Here is a 13,611-nt window from a genome sequence, read left to right as displayed (position 1 = left end):
CTTAATTTCACTGCGGTCAATCAGATTAATGGATAGTATCTTTTTGTAGCTAGCGCCTGTATGAACCATCCGCCCGCTTCTTGAACACTACAGCCGTTACGCACCCCACAATCAACAGGACCAGCCCTGCGGCAATCCAGCCCAGGATCACTTGCAATGGAAAGCGGGCACCTCCATACTCTCCTTCATAGCGAGCTATGACATAGCCTTCCTGCGTCTCAACCGCAATAGCGAGTTTGGAGGAGATGCCTTGAATAGCATAGTATTTCGTTCCCTTCGGGTAAATATTGGAGAAGTTTCCGCTGTAAGTACCTTCCCGATCCGAGTAATAGGTAACCTTCCCCACCACATCTCCCAGTTTGGATGCTTCCACGTGATCTGCGGTCACGACGAAGATTTTCCCGCCATTCACGACAAACGGATAAGCCCATGAGGCAAGCGCAGCAGTCGATGAGCAAATGGCCAGCAGCAGCGTGATCAGCGATACTTTCATATATCGTTTCATGCGAAAAGTATTCACCAAGGTTCACCTCGGATAATGGATTCATGCATTCGTTACAGAAAGTTATTTCATCTGTTTGCTCCTGCCACCTACGGTAAGCTCGATGCCCGGCTGGTTGGTCCCACCCGACATCCTGAAGGAAGAGTCTGGCCGTTCCAAGAAACCTTCAAAGGTTTCATCAATCTGTACCTGGCCACGCGGCCGAACCGTAACCACTTTAGACTGAAAATCAATCTTTTTTCCGCCAACCTCTATGCTTATCGGGCGTAACGCAACCTCGCGCTCGGTGCCATAACTGTAAATTTGAATCTGACAGCGTGCCAGAGTTGCTTCATTTTCTGTATGATAATCACATCTGCTGTCTTTACTGGAGTAGGCCACGGATGTTATTCCACTCGAATTAAAATTCACCACATACATAAAGGACTCCGATACGAAGGGGAAAATAATGATCCAAGCAACACAGGCCAACAACACGCGGCTCATGATCTTCGGGTAAAGGGGACGATAAATCCGCGACACCCACAGGACACCAGTCACCAATAAGACAAGCCCTGCTATGACGGGCACATGAAAACCATAATTGCCTCCCTTCGTCCAAGGAGAGATCCCTGCCCAGCGGAACAGATCATCCCCAAGCGAATAGCCCAGATGCTGGTTGGAAATAAACAATAAGCCCACAATAATAGCGGTAATGGAGAGGAATTTGCCCTTCAGTTGTATCTCCTCCTCAAACAAACCCATTTACCATATTGTAACAAATGGAGACAGATTTAGTAACCCGTGTTATTCGTCCTTATCTCGTACCTTGTTATCTACAATAACCAGCCTTGTTCCACTTTTGGCCTCATGCAGCAGCCTCCGGTCCCGCTGGAGAAGACATAAGAAGACATGGATAAACACGATGCCATCCAGAAGTAATAGGCCCAAAGCATACATAGCAAGCAAAACATGCGAACCCGAAACATTAACGATCAGGAATAAGGCATGCAGTCCGCCCCATACGACATACAGCAGACCATTGCGGATCATGAGTTCTCTTAGCTTCAGCTCTTCTCCTGCTCCACGGATCTGGACCCGGACGATCCATGCCCCCAAGGTCTGACCCTGCTTCATATAAGGGATCACGATATAATATATGATGACTACAATGAAATAAGCGCCTTTCACGTTAAGCAAAGTCAATACGCCGATGATCGGCAGCACGACACAGACATCGATCCCGAAGGCGATCGCCCGCCGAGTATAACTGACCCGCTTTTTAGACAGATCCACCTTCTCATCCAGACGGTCCATGCGTGGCAGGTGATTCTTCATCCAATCGGCGAGCACGAATCCGATCATGCCACCAAGGGTATTCATCAGCAGATCGTCCACGTCAAACAGTCGGTAAGGGTAATCATAGAATCCGTAAATACCGGTCACTTGGGTGATCTCGAAGAACAACGACAAGCCAAATGAAGCCGCCAGACACGTCTTCCAGGATATGCGCGCATAATAACGCAGGAACATGCCGGAGGGCACCACAAGAAGCACGTTAAACACCACCTGCAAGAAGGCTCTTTCCTTCAGCAGCAGCATATATGTGGAGGGGACTTGCCATACCACCTTGGTCTCCATCAATATGTCGTGTATAAAGTTCAGCGGCATCAACTGCATAACCGAGGCGACATCCATTGGAGCATTATGCCGTGAGGCAGGCAGCGGAAGCAGCACCAGATACACCGCATTCATCATATACAGCAGGAATAAATACAGCAGAAACCCCCGAAATTTATTAAAATAACCATATTTGCGATACTGCACGATCAGAAAAGGAACGGCGCACAGCAAAGCTGCTATGGGAAAAGTCATAAATGCATAGGATATGGGAAACAGATAGGCCTCGAGCATGCGTTTTGTTCACTTCCTCTGTGATGATCTACTCTTAATGTACAGGAACAAGTTTAAATGAAGGTTGATTCTCGTTTAAAACGGGATTAAAAAGCACTTAGCGCGTGCAAGCTCATATCAGTTATAACGAGAATACGAATGAAATGGTTTTTTTAACTTTCTATAAAGTCCATGATTTCGAGTAAATCGCCAATTTCCCCATCCATGGCAAAATTCCGATCATAGTAGAGATCCCGCTTCCAGATGCCCTTCATGCCGACATCCCGACTTGCCGTTATGTCGTTTACCGGATGATCTCCAACATAGATGGATTCTTCTGCTTTTGACTCAAGGCGATGTAATGTGTTGTTGAAGATTCTGCGATCAGGCTTGCGTAAACCTTCCCACTCCGAGATCACGATGATATCAAAATAATGCTCGATGCCAAGCCCCCGTATGTTGTTATATTGAAATTCGCCATAGCCATTGGAGATCAATCCGAGCTTGAGTCCTCGGCTCTTCAAACCGCCCAATACTTCATGCAAATTCGGAAACCCGACGCAATGATGTTGAAACCCGGATATGTAATCTGCCAGGAGTTCTTCCCAAGACAGGGACAAGCTAAACTCCTCGGCAAGCTGCTGATATACCTGGTCCTTCCATACATAACCTCTGCGATCAAGCTCAACAAACCGACTCACATACAACTCCTTATCCACCCCCGAGGCCTGGAATAGCAAACGATCAAACTGATCTCTGACAAAACGCTGCAAGGAGGCATCACGATCAAGCAGCGTACCGTCCAGATCAAACAAAATGGTGGTTATCATAATATCTACCCTTTCAAGAGGGCCGGTATTCCACAATCCAGCAGTCACGCATTTCTCCCTCATGCTGTTCATGCTTCTCCAGCAGCCTCACCTTCCGGAAGCCGCATTTCTCGTAACAAGCAATCGCCCGTTCATTCCAAGCCTGCGGGTCCATCACGATCCGATCAGCCTGTCTCTGAGACACAAGATACTCTACCATGGAAGTCATAAGCTTCGTACCGATGCCCTTATTCCAATAGTCCGGCTCCCCGATGAATTGATCCGTGGCGAACGTTGTACAGTCGGCATCACTCTCGCTATACCCATATTCGCCTAACGTCTCTTCATCCAGAAGATAAAACTGAATATACCCGATTGGTTTTCCCTCATATTCAATGATGCAGCGGGTCTCATCATCCTCCAGGTAGAATCGCTCCCGCACCAGTCCTGCATCATGAGGGCGGTCCCGTCCTTCGTAATACTGCAGCACATCCGGGTTGGACAGCCAAGAAACCATAGACAATACATCCTTCTCCTCCAGCTCGCGGACCGTAATCGGCCCAGCCTCGTACACCAGCATCCTTATTCCTCCCACGATCCTAATTAAATGATTCCAATTCTCAAATTTCAGATGACATCTGCAACCATCGTAATGGAAGTTCCGCACATACCTGCCTCCTGAAATCCGAAACGCTCATATAATCGCATGGCCGGCGAATTCTCTGGAGCAACGCTTAACGATACCTTCTCAATCCCTCGCTCCTTCATTCCTCTAAACAATTCCTTCATGAGTGCAGTTCCAAGCCCCTGCCCGCGATATTCCGGAAGCAGTGCCATCCCGAGCTCGGGAATGTTTTCGCTGACATAACCGAAACCTTTATTCCCTTGATCAAAATATCGGATATGAATCGAACCTACAGGCTTTCCCTCGGCATTGACGGCAATATAGCCTAAATCACCGGTTCTCCCCCAGTTCTCCACGTATTTTTTCATGAAAGGCTCTTCAAGTATGTCCCGGCTGAAAGGTTCCTCTCCCTCCGGCACATACAGGGACTCATACAGCATTTCCCGCAAAAAAAGCTCATCCTCCCGGCCAGCGACTCGAATATGATATGAATTCATGCGTGCATCCCCCTCTCTACTGGATCATTTTCGAACAACGCCTTCCAACAGAATAAAGACGTCCCCCTCGGAACGCCTTCGAATCTATACCTTATGAATTGGCGATTTGCCGCCCTAATCCTTCCTTACCAGCTGGTATTTTTTAATTCTAACTATTTTTGCTGGCCTGTTTATTGGAACGGAACTCCTTCGATATATAATTCCTCGCTGAACGAATGTACAGCACGTTATGATCCTAGCCGATATTCATCCTGCTTCCTTATGTAGGTCCAGGCAGGGCCACTCTAAAGCAGAATCGTCTCGTCAACTGGATTCTCATCCTTGCCACCCGGTTATCAGGCAGCTGCTGAGCTTCCCTTGCCTTACACTTTCTGTGCAATCAGCTTACTCATCGCATGACGGTGCGGTATACCCGACGAATTGCAATCAAATATCACCTCTGGGCTGCTGTGAATCAGCCAATCATGGTAGTGCATCATAAGCTCTCCGGACTTCCAGTCGTAAGCGTAAGGCTCATTCTCGGGAGGAGGCGCGATGAACGGCTTCTGTACGAATACATTAAGGCAGTGGAGCCCTTCTGCTGCCGTGAACTTTTTGTAGTTGGCAAAGATCTCTTCCCGGTATTCCGGTTTGATATAATGCAGGACACCGCTGGAATAGAGCACATCAAACTCCGTGTCCAGACGATAATCCGAAATATCCGCCTTGAATACGTTGACGTGAACCCCGATACGATCAGCCAACCTCTTCGTCTTCTCTATTCCTGCATCGGAAATGTCGAACGCCGTGACATCATAGCCGTTACGGGCAAAAAAGACGGCATCCTTCCCTTCCCCGCACCCGATATCCAGCAGCTTTACCCTTCTGGTGGGAGGGATCATTTCAAGCACCTGATAACAAGCTGCGCCCGGCTCCGTGCCCCAATAGTAATCCGGTATTTTATATTCTTCTTCATATATGCTGATCGGCTTGCCTGTTGAAGAATAGCCAAACAACTTATCGATACTCACATCGAGCAGCCGCGACAACTCCGGGAGCAGCACAATATCCGGCATGGTCTGCCCTGTTTCCCATTTGGATACAGCTTGAAAGGTAACGCCCAGCTGATGTGCTAATCCTTCCTGGGTAAGTCCCTGCTCTTTGCGGTAACGATTAATATTTTTGGCTAACATGGTTCTCATATCGTTCACGCTCCTTCCTCTAACCACATTGTAGGGGCACTGCTAAGGGCATTCAATAACCCGATTATTGAATCTCAGAACAATTCAACTCCTAGTTGAATCACCAAATCCAGTACTCCAATATATAGACATGTTACAATAGAGCTGTTTAACATGAATATGGAACATCGTAAGGGAGAATTATCATGAACATAAGAAAACTGCAGCCTGATGAAATCTTACCTCTCGATCTGCTCTTGCTTGCAGATCCCTCGAGGAAGCTCGTAGAGGAATATGTGAAACGCGGCCATTGTTATGTGGCTGAAGTGGACTCCCACCAAATCGGAGTCTATGTTCTGCTGCCTACCAGGCCCGATACGATCGAACTGGTTAACGTTGCCGTTAGCGAGAGCCTGCATGGCCAAGGATATGGCAAGCAGCTCGTGAATCATGCCATAGAGCAGGCCAGGGAGCTTGGATATGCAACGATTGAGGTCGGCACGGGCAGCACAGGTGTTACGCAGCTGGCACTGTATCAGAAATGCGGATTTAGAATGACAGGCATCGACCGGGACTTTTTTGTCCGTCATTATGAAGAGGAAATCTACGAGAACGGCATGCGCCTGCGTGATATGGTGCGATTGTCGCAGGATTTATAAGAAGCTGGATTGGGCAGACTCACCTTCCCTCCATCGCATGAATAGACTATCGCATATTGATTTTGGTGGAGAAGCTCATTCCCAAACGAAGCATCGCCTCTATGTAAACCGCCCCGTTTCAGAAGAATCAGTATCTTGGCTAACACGGGACTTTCTCGTCGTCATAGACCAAATAAGCATCTAACTTGCAGCCTGAAAAAAAGCCCCTGACTAAACAGCGTGAAGCTCGGAGATATCCTCTCGCGATCTTCCTTCCGCTGAATAGCGCAGGGGCTCTTTCCTATATTCCGTTCACTCCCATAAAAGCCGGGATTACTTATCCAGTGTCTCGCTCCAGTCATGCACCATATGGCCTTCGAGATATTTCTCGCAGTCCATGGCTGCCATACAGCCGGTGCCTGCGGCTGTGATCGCCTGGCGATAGCGCGTATCCTGGACATCGCCACAAGCGAATACGCCCGGAATGTTGGTCTCCGTAGTTCCAGGCTTCACGACAATGTAGCCGGTAGGATCTGTCGTAATCTGATTACCAAGGAAGCCAGTATTCGGCGTATGGCCAATAGCCACGAACACGCCTTCCGCTTCAATCAGCTCTTCTTCGCCCGTCTCATTGTTGCGGACCTTCAATCCCTTAACACCGGTATCACTGGTGACCACCTCTACCGGCGTACGGTCCAAAGCCCATTCAATCTTCTCGTTATCTCTGGCGCGATCCTGCATGATCTTTGATGCACGCAGCTCGGTACGGCGGTTCACCACCGTTACGCTGGAAGCAAAACGCGTCAGGAAACTCGCTTCCTCCATCGCGGAGTCTCCACCGCCGATGACGATGATTCTCTTCCCGCGGAAGAAGAACCCGTCACATGTTGCACATGTACTTACACCACGGCCCACGTTCTCCTGCTCACCTGGAATTCCGAGATATTTGGCAGAAGCGCCAGTCGATATAATAACGGACTCCGCCAGAAGCTCGCCCATTCCCTCGACATTCACCTTAAAGGGACGCTGGGAGAAATCAACGGATTCAACCCAGGCACTCTTAAACTCTGCACCGAAGCGCTCCGCTTGCTGACGCATATTGTCCATGAGCTCAGGGCCCATAATTCCTTGCGGAAATCCTGGAAAATTCTCGACTTCGGTTGTTGTCGTTAACTGACCGCCAGGCTGCATACCTTCGATCACAAGTGGCTTCAAATTCGCACGTGCCAAGTAGATGGCTGCCGTCAATCCGGCAGGACCTGTTCCGATTACGATTGATTTGTACATAGATACAGCCTCCTTAAGGTGATAATTTCTGCTGCATGTTGCATCCTATTCAGGGATAAAGAAATTTTCATGTTCAACATATTCCTATATGAAGCAGGACGTTGTTTGATTCAACATTTTGATAAAATGCCTGTTTACATTTTCTCGGTAAATGGTCTGAAATCATCGTCCGGTTGATCTTTCGCTGCACATACGCTATCCATTTGACGTGCATAACGGCTAACCGTTGATGACGATATACCGTAGCGCCCAGCCACCTGCTCATAGGTTAAAGCGCGTCCGCGCTTCTTGGCCGTTAAATACTCCAATGCCGCCGCCCAGCCATCCACATTCCGAATCTTCGGAATATCCGGATACAGACGACTTAAGAAGTCGGACCAGAGACTCTCCAAGTCTTTTTTCCAATAGGCATCAACACGCATGTCCATCGTCTGCTCCGCTTTCTCCAGAACCGCTTTCCAGGAAGGCAGCCAATCCGGGGATACCTCAAGGCTCTTACTCGCGGACGCATCGCGATCTTCGCGCCGATCCTTCAGCCGACTGCTCGCAGCTTCCATCTGCTGAAGTACCAGACGGGCGGCATCCTTCAGTTCCGCATTCTCACCTGGTTCCTGAAGAAATGACTGCAGCGCATGCTGGACCTCTTCGTCAGCGATCAATTCCAGTGTCCGGATCACCTGAAGCTTGGTCTGAGGGTCGCCATGTCGAAGCGCCCAGAAGAAAGAAGAACGAATCAGCGGATTCTGCTTCGCTTCCTCTGTCAGCTTATCCCCATCATGCTCCCAGCGTTTGAACTGCTCCTCGAACGGAAGATGATAGTGATAGCTCACCTTCATCTGATCCGTACCTGTTTCCTTGCGCTGCTGCAGCTGGGCCAGATAGAAATTAGGGATTACCGAATCGCCGTCCAGCTTCAGCGCATGCCGCCAATATTTCTCGGCTTTGTCATAATAACCGCTGTTGCAAGCGGCAACCGCCGTGTAATGATACAAACTCGGGTCACTGCTAAACTCTTCATCCTTTAAGAGGCGGCGGAAATGACTGTACGCAATTTCATGCTGCCCCAGTATTCCCATCGTTGTAGCCAGCTTAAACACATGCTCCATATGAAACGGAACGGCCACCCTTAGCATGTCCATTAAACGGTCGCGCTGTTCATGATTACCTTCATGTTGATAGAAGATGGCCAGATTGCACAGACCGTGCAGATTGCCCGGCTCTAGATCCAACACCTCGCCAATGGTGCGTTTTGCGGTATCAAAACGACCCATGTAATAATAGGCCAGAGCCAGATTGTTGCGAGCAGCCAGAAAATCCGGGGAGTCATTAACGATCTCCTCCAACAGCTTGACCGCCTGAGCGAATTTGCCTTCTTCAAGCAGCGCCCGGGCATGCTCGTGCTCAACCACGCCTTCACGGCTCTTGATCCGATTCAGCTTGGCAGGACGATTTAGCTCATAATGAAGCAGCTCCATCATTTCCTCCGCTTCATCCAGAAATTGTCCGCTGGGGTCTTCCTCCAGATAGGTTACTAGAGCTTCTTCCGCCTTCTCAAACTGTTCCATATTCGCGTAGTTATTCGCCATATAGAAGTAACATTCAGTCATGAGCGGGTCCACCTGCTCCAGAATGTGGGACAGGACTTCGTTAGAAGCTTTATAATCACCCGTCTCTGATAATATACCCGCCATATTGCAATGATTCACCGGATTATCCGGTTCATATTCAACAGCTTTGCGAAAATACTTCAGAGCCTTGTCATATTGATAACGATCAAGCGAACGAACCGCACGATCGAAGAAGAAATTGGCATTCATTTCGATAGATATAACATTGTGGGGGTCACTAGACCCGTATGGATTACCATTCACGAAAAGCAAGGCACCTCCTTTAACTTGCTCCTCTATCCACAACAGTATAACACAAGTTTCGATGTCATTTGCAGAAAAAAGACACCAGTTTACACACCGGCGTCTTTGAATAAAGTAGCGATAGATCCACCCTCGATAATAATGTGAGTGGCTTGGGCCAGCATAGGCGCAACAGACAGCACCTTCAGCCGCATCTTGCAGTGATGGTCAGGAAGCACGATGGAGTCTGTGATCACGATCTCCTCAATATGAGCATGGTCTAGACGGCTTAATGCCTCCCCGGAGAAGAGTCCGTGGGTCGCACACACGATAGCATCCTTGGCTCCCCGCTCCTTAAGACCTTCTACCACTTGGACGATGGTCGTTCCCGTATCAATTAAGTCCTCAATAATAATCGGCGTGCGATCTGCCACGTCCCCAATGACGTGGGTAATAACCGCCTCGTTATGCGCTGGGCGCTGTTTGACCATCATCGCAAACGGCGAGCCCAATCGACTGGCGAGCTTTTCCGCCGTCTTCGCACGACCGGCATCGGGAGAAACAATGACCGGATTCTCGATCTTCTTGGTCTTCAAATACTCTGTGATCAGATCGAGCGCAGTCAGATGATCCACCGGAATATTGAAGAAACCCTGGATCGCAGGCGCGTGCAGATCAATCGTAATGACGCGGTTGGCTCCTGCCGTAGTCAGCACATCGGCTACCATTTTGGCCGAAATCGGTTCACGCGGCGCTGCCTTGCGCTCCTGTCTGGCATAACCGTAATACGGCACAATGATGTTGATCGTTCTGGCTGATGCACGCTTGGCAGCATCAATCATCACCAGCAGCTCCACGAACATTTCATTGATTGGATGAGAAAAGGACTGCAGCAGAAAGACATCGCAATTACGGATGCTCTCTTCAAAATGAACATAAACCTCCCCGCTCTGAAAGCGGGAAATCTTGATCTTTCCCAGTTCAACTCCCAACTGCTGGCTAATACTTGCTGCCAGCTGCGGGTTGGAAGTTCCGGCGAATAATCGTAGTGAATGATGCATGAGGACCTCCTGACGAGATTGGTTGATGATGAACATGTCGGATGATGGGATGATAATGAAGGCGTTATCGTTAAATCAGGCCGTTTCCGTCCCCTGCGACACGTGATCCGCGTCGTATAGGGAGGAAAACAGCCGTCATCATGAAATCACTTTACAATTTGTGCTTGTCCTTATTATACATCGTTTCTTCCACATTCCAAAGCACCATCTCGCGCTTCCGGTTGCGAAAAGTCGCAAGCTCTCGTACTCCAAGCTCTGATAACAGCGCCCGTGCCTGATCCAAATGCTCCCCGAGCTTCATCGGCTGATGAGCATCCGATCCTAAAGTAAGTGGAATTTCAAGCTTTATTGCCTCCTCCAGCATGCGGCGGCTAGGGAACATCTCCTCGCAGGCTTTCGACAAACCGGAGGCGTTTAACTCCATGGCTACCCCGCTCCGAGCTACCGCACCAAGCGCAGTGTTCTCCAGAGCGATCACATCGGCCGTATGCTGGGGGCCAGGTCCATAACCAAACCGTTTGATCACGTCCAGATGGCCCATGATATCATAGAAGCCGGTAGCGGCCGCTTTCTGCACCGCATCATAATACTGCCTATAGACCTCAAGCGGGTCCTTGCCCTCCCAGCCTTGAGTCTGGCGGTAATCCGTTATGTCCCATTCACCCAGAAAATGAACGGAGCCGATGACGTAATCCCAGGGATAGTCCTTCACGATCTGCTGAATCTGTTCCTCGTACCCCTCGATATAATCGCCTTCGAGTCCGATCCGAATGTCAATCTGTCCTTTGTAGCGTTCCTTCAGCTGAAGACATTCTTCCACATAACGCGGCAGCTCATCCATCGGCATGGCCATCTCAGGATAATACGTCTCTGGATTAACGTGAATCAAGGGCATATGATCCGACAATCCCAACTGATCCATCCCCAGCTCTATGGCCCGCCGGACATACTCCTCCAGCTGCCCCTCTGCATGTCCGCACCGGGCATGGTGAGTATGGTAATCAATAATCATCGGTATGCCTCCTAATCGCGCCGTGGCCGTTCATGGCGGCGGCTCAGCTCATCCATGATCTCATCGAGCGGAAGCTTCCGCTCCTGAAGAAGGACCAGCAGGTGGTAAATCAGATCGCTGATTTCCAGCTTCAGCTCAGCGTTATCTTTATTTTTGGCGGCGATAATCGTTTCTGAAGCTTCCTCGCCCACCTTCTTGAGGATCTTATCTACACCTTTATCGAATAAATATGTTGTATATGCGCCTTCCGGCCGCTCTACCTCGCGCTGGGCAATGACGTTCTCAAGCTCTGCCAGAACATCAAAGCGTCCGCTGCCTTCTGGTGCACTTGGACTCGCGGGCTCGCACTCCTGCCCCTGAATGGTAATCTCATTGTAGAAGCAGGTCGTTTGTCCGGTATGACAGGCTGGTCCCATCGGCTTCACCTGCAGCAAAAGAGTGTCTCCATCGCAATCATACGTCATGGAAACCACGGTCTGTACGTTGCCGGAGGTTGCTCCCTTATGCCACAGCTCTTCGCGCGAACGGCTCCAGAACCAAGTCTCGCCGCTTTCCAGCGTCAACCGAAGAGATTCCCGATTCATATAAGCCATCATCAGTACTTGCTTGCTCTCTGCATCCTGTATAATCGCTGGCACCAAGCCCGAAACATCCCAACGGATATGCTCACTGACCTGCTCCAGAGATAAATCCTTCAACATATCTTCGCTCATCGTATTTCCACTCCTTTTTGACTGAGATGCTGCTTCAGATGAGGAATTGAGATTTCCTTATAGTGAAAAATGGTTGCCGCAAGACCTGCATCCGCCTTGCCTTCGGTGAAAACATCATAGAAGTGATCTTCTTTGCCAGCGCCGCCAGACGCGATGACAGGGATCCGTACCACCGAGGATACGGCCGAGGTCAGCGCCAGATCGAAGCCATCCTTCGTTCCATCCGCATCCATACTGGTCAACAGGATTTCTCCTGCGCCCAGGCTTTCCGCCTGCTTCACCCAATCCAGCGCCTTCATCCCGGATGGCGTCCGTCCGCCATGCGTGTACACTTCCCATTCTCCCCAAGCTTCATTGTATTTGGCATCGACTGCCACAACGATGCATTGGGAGCCGAATTTGCGCGCCCCGTCCGAGATCAGTTCCGGCTGTCTTACTGCTGCCGTGTTGATTCCGATTTTATCCGCGCCGGCACGCAGAATCCGCTTCATGTCCTCAACTGACGAGATGCCTCCCCCAACCGTAAACGGGATAGCGATCTCTCCAGCCGTTCGACGTACGACTTCCTCCATCGTCGCCCGGCCTTCAACCGATGCCGAGATATCCAGAAAAACCAGTTCATCTGCGCCTTCCTGATCGTAGAGTGCCGCCAATTCGACTGGATCGCCCGCATCACGCAGATTCACAAAATTAACACCCTTCACCACCCGGCCGTCTTTCACGTCCAGGCAAGGTATGATCCGTTTTGCTAGCATCCTTTTCCCCTCTTCCCCATTGAATAAACTCATTTCTTCAGGTTTAATCGAACAAAAACCAGGCCAAGGGCCAACCTTATTGTATGCGTGATATGGCCTCATTCAAATCAATATTCCCCGTATACAGTGCCTTGCCTACAATCGCTCCACCTACGCCATCGCCGCTGTGTGCGCTGAGCGCCAGCAAATCGTCCAGCTTCGTAACGCCGCCCGAAGCGATGACCGAACGGCCGCTTGCCTTGGCGAGCGAGACAATAGCCTCCACATTAGGTCCCTGCATCATGCCGTCACGGGAAATGTCCGTGAAGATGAAGGTTTCCGCACCTTTGGCTGCCAATTCTTTAGCCAGCACCTCGGCTTGCACTTCCGACGTCTCCAGCCAGCCCCGGGTTGCAACATATCCGTTGCGCGCATCGATTCCGATGGCAACCTTGTCTCCGTACTTGCCCAGCACCTCTTCCGTAAAGACGCGATCCTCAATCGCAGCCGTGCCAATGATCAACCGGCTAACGCCGAGCGACAGCAGCCGTTCCACATCCGCCAGCGTACGCAGGCCGCCGCCTACTTGTACCGGAACTTGAACGCTCGATGCAATCCTTCCAATGAGCTCGTCATTGACTGGATGACCTGCCTTCGCCCCGTCCAAATCCACAAGGTGAATATATTTGCCGCCCTGCTCTTCCCATGCTTTGGCCACCTCGAGCGGATTGTCATTGTATATTGTTTCTTGATTGTAATCGCCTTGCACCAGCCGTACACATTTGCCATCGCGAATATCGATCGCCGGATATATGATAAAAGAGGACATCCCCAATCCCACCTTCTACTTG

At 50.0% G+C, this 13,611-nt stretch carries 15 protein-coding genes; 1 reads left to right on the top strand and 14 read right to left on the bottom strand.

Features of this window, described 5'->3' with window-relative positions; translation table 11 throughout:
• Positions 1-49: 49 nt before the first annotated feature.
• From ABEQ74_RS13045 to ABEQ74_RS13015, 7 genes are all read right to left on the bottom strand, one after another.
• Positions 50-520, bottom strand: coding sequence for a hypothetical protein (locus ABEQ74_RS13045; protein ID WP_430122606.1), 471 nt, complete (start codon positions 518-520; stop codon positions 50-52).
• Positions 521-565: 45 nt separating this feature from the next.
• Positions 566-1,240, bottom strand: coding sequence for a hypothetical protein (locus tag ABEQ74_RS13040; RefSeq protein WP_430122605.1), 675 nt, complete (start codon positions 1,238-1,240; stop codon positions 566-568).
• 48 nt (positions 1,241-1,288) lie between these two features.
• Entirely contained in the window at positions 1,289-2,395 is a 1,107-nt protein-coding gene (locus ABEQ74_RS13035) for a VanZ family protein (protein ID WP_430122604.1), read from the bottom strand.
• A gap of 152 nt (positions 2,396-2,547) precedes the next feature.
• Positions 2,548-3,204: an HAD family hydrolase gene (locus ABEQ74_RS13030; protein WP_430122603.1), complete on the bottom strand. Its 657-nt coding sequence runs from the start codon at positions 3,202-3,204 to the stop codon at positions 2,548-2,550.
• 13 nt (positions 3,205-3,217) lie between these two features.
• Complete coding sequence (locus tag ABEQ74_RS13025) at positions 3,218-3,763, bottom strand: GNAT family N-acetyltransferase (RefSeq protein ID WP_430122602.1); 546 nt, start codon at positions 3,761-3,763, stop codon at positions 3,218-3,220.
• A 47-nt stretch (positions 3,764-3,810) separates the two neighbouring features.
• The gene (locus ABEQ74_RS13020; protein ID WP_430122601.1) at positions 3,811-4,305 is read right to left on the bottom strand and encodes an N-acetyltransferase family protein; all 495 of its coding nucleotides are present in this window, start codon (positions 4,303-4,305) and stop codon (positions 3,811-3,813) included.
• 362 nt (positions 4,306-4,667) lie between these two features.
• The gene (locus ABEQ74_RS13015) at positions 4,668-5,486 is read right to left on the bottom strand and encodes a methyltransferase domain-containing protein (protein WP_430122600.1); all 819 of its coding nucleotides are present in this window, start codon (positions 5,484-5,486) and stop codon (positions 4,668-4,670) included.
• A gap of 185 nt (positions 5,487-5,671) precedes the next feature.
• Between ABEQ74_RS13015 and ABEQ74_RS13010 the strand changes: the two genes are divergently transcribed.
• Positions 5,672-6,124 carry a GNAT family N-acetyltransferase gene (locus ABEQ74_RS13010; RefSeq protein WP_430122599.1) on the top strand — a complete coding sequence of 151 codons (453 nt, stop codon included), beginning with the start codon at positions 5,672-5,674 and terminating at the stop codon, positions 6,122-6,124.
• Positions 6,125-6,436: 312 nt separating this feature from the next.
• Here ABEQ74_RS13010 and trxB read toward each other — a convergent pair whose 3' ends face one another.
• The 7 genes from trxB to hisA all read right to left on the bottom strand — a co-directional run bounded on the left by trxB (position 6,437) and on the right by hisA (position 13,589).
• Positions 6,437-7,390: a thioredoxin-disulfide reductase gene (trxB, locus tag ABEQ74_RS13005; protein ID WP_430122598.1), complete on the bottom strand. Its 954-nt coding sequence runs from the start codon at positions 7,388-7,390 to the stop codon at positions 6,437-6,439.
• Positions 7,391-7,524: 134 nt separating this feature from the next.
• Entirely contained in the window at positions 7,525-9,261 is a 1,737-nt protein-coding gene (locus ABEQ74_RS13000) for a tetratricopeptide repeat protein (RefSeq protein ID WP_430122597.1), read from the bottom strand.
• Between the two features lie 89 nt (positions 9,262-9,350).
• Positions 9,351-10,301 (bottom strand): ribose-phosphate diphosphokinase, encoded by a 951-nt coding sequence (locus ABEQ74_RS12995; protein ID WP_430122596.1) that lies wholly within the window; start codon positions 10,299-10,301, stop codon positions 9,351-9,353.
• A gap of 151 nt (positions 10,302-10,452) precedes the next feature.
• Positions 10,453-11,313, bottom strand: coding sequence for a histidinol-phosphatase HisJ (gene hisJ, locus ABEQ74_RS12990; RefSeq protein ID WP_430122595.1), 861 nt, complete (start codon positions 11,311-11,313; stop codon positions 10,453-10,455).
• A gap of 11 nt (positions 11,314-11,324) precedes the next feature.
• Positions 11,325-12,026: a bifunctional phosphoribosyl-AMP cyclohydrolase/phosphoribosyl-ATP diphosphatase HisIE gene (gene hisIE, locus ABEQ74_RS12985; RefSeq protein ID WP_430122594.1), complete on the bottom strand. Its 702-nt coding sequence runs from the start codon at positions 12,024-12,026 to the stop codon at positions 11,325-11,327.
• Entirely contained in the window at positions 12,023-12,781 is a 759-nt protein-coding gene (gene hisF, locus ABEQ74_RS12980; RefSeq protein ID WP_430122593.1) for an imidazole glycerol phosphate synthase subunit HisF, read from the bottom strand. The genes hisIE and hisF overlap by 4 nt, the downstream gene beginning before the upstream one ends.
• Positions 12,782-12,857: 76 nt before the next feature.
• Entirely contained in the window at positions 12,858-13,589 is a 732-nt protein-coding gene (hisA, locus tag ABEQ74_RS12975) for a 1-(5-phosphoribosyl)-5-[(5-phosphoribosylamino)methylideneamino]imidazole-4-carboxamide isomerase (RefSeq protein WP_430122592.1), read from the bottom strand.
• Between the last annotated feature and the right edge of the window lie 22 nt (positions 13,590-13,611).

Source organism: Paenibacillus solani, from assembly GCF_050475945.1.
In the GTDB taxonomy this organism is placed as follows: Bacteria; Bacillota; Bacilli; order Paenibacillales; family Paenibacillaceae; genus Paenibacillus_AQ; species Paenibacillus_AQ solani_A.
This window is presented reverse-complemented; position numbering and strand designations above follow the sequence as displayed.

Excerpts from the sequence above, each read along its gene's own strand:
- trxB (WP_430122598.1), bottom strand. The coding sequence starts at position 7,390 with ATGTACAAATCAATCGTAATCGGAACAGGTCCTGCCGGATTGACGGCA.
- ABEQ74_RS13030 (WP_430122603.1), bottom strand. The coding sequence starts at position 3,204 with ATGATAACCACCATTTTGTTTGATCTGGACGGTACGCTGCTTGATCGT.
- ABEQ74_RS13025 (WP_430122602.1), bottom strand. The coding sequence starts at position 3,763 with ATGCTGGTGTACGAGGCTGGGCCGATTACGGTCCGCGAGCTGGAGGAG.
- hisIE (WP_430122594.1), bottom strand. The coding sequence starts at position 12,026 with ATGAGCGAAGATATGTTGAAGGATTTATCTCTGGAGCAGGTCAGTGAG.
- hisA (WP_430122592.1), bottom strand. The coding sequence starts at position 13,589 with ATGTCCTCTTTTATCATATATCCGGCGATCGATATTCGCGATGGCAAA.
- hisJ (WP_430122595.1), bottom strand. The coding sequence starts at position 11,313 with ATGATTATTGATTACCATACTCACCATGCCCGGTGCGGACATGCAGAG.
- ABEQ74_RS13010 (WP_430122599.1), top strand. The coding sequence starts at position 5,672 with ATGAACATAAGAAAACTGCAGCCTGATGAAATCTTACCTCTCGATCTG.
- ABEQ74_RS12995 (WP_430122596.1), bottom strand. The coding sequence starts at position 10,301 with ATGCATCATTCACTACGATTATTCGCCGGAACTTCCAACCCGCAGCTG.
- ABEQ74_RS13015 (WP_430122600.1), bottom strand. The coding sequence starts at position 5,486 with ATGAGAACCATGTTAGCCAAAAATATTAATCGTTACCGCAAAGAGCAG.
- ABEQ74_RS13035 (WP_430122604.1), bottom strand. The coding sequence starts at position 2,395 with ATGCTCGAGGCCTATCTGTTTCCCATATCCTATGCATTTATGACTTTT.
- ABEQ74_RS13020 (WP_430122601.1), bottom strand. The coding sequence starts at position 4,305 with ATGAATTCATATCATATTCGAGTCGCTGGCCGGGAGGATGAGCTTTTT.
- hisF (WP_430122593.1), bottom strand. The coding sequence starts at position 12,781 with ATGCTAGCAAAACGGATCATACCTTGCCTGGACGTGAAAGACGGCCGG.